The organism is Mesorhizobium sp. Arg314, assembly GCF_053714275.1.
On the sequence record NZ_JBSKBP010000271.1, the window covers coordinates 1 to 404 of the forward strand.

Genomic DNA, 404 nt, shown 5'->3' on the forward strand with positions numbered 1-404 from the left:
CGCTGGTGATCCCTATATCAATATCGAATTACCGGAAGCGGTTCCAACATTTTCTTGACTAGGAGAAATGAGAGGCTAATGTACCCATGGAAGCGCTTCCAACCCGATGAACCTACGAGCACACCGACGCGCGAGACGAGCGAGTCTTAGTCGCGTTTGGCAATAGCTTTGGAGAGCAACATGGTACTGCATATGGAGTCCCCGGCCCCTGCGATTAAGGTGGAGAGCTGGCTGCGAGGCGAGCCGCTTGCCGCCTTCCAGCCTGGGAAAGTGTACATCGTCGAATTTTGGGCAACGTGGTGCGGACCATGTGTGGCGGCGATGCCGCATCTGATGCAGTTGCAGGAGAAATACAAAGATAGCGGACTTGAGGTCATCGGAGTCGCAGCTTGCGAAGACGCTCC

1 protein-coding gene is annotated in these 404 nt (G+C 55.0%); it reads left to right on the plus strand.

The window, feature by feature from the left end; translation table 11 throughout:
• Positions 1-180: 180 nt before the first annotated feature.
• A partial coding sequence (locus ACWGS9_RS35445; protein ID WP_454509509.1) for a TlpA disulfide reductase family protein occupies positions 181-404 on the plus strand: 224 nt, incomplete at its 3' end.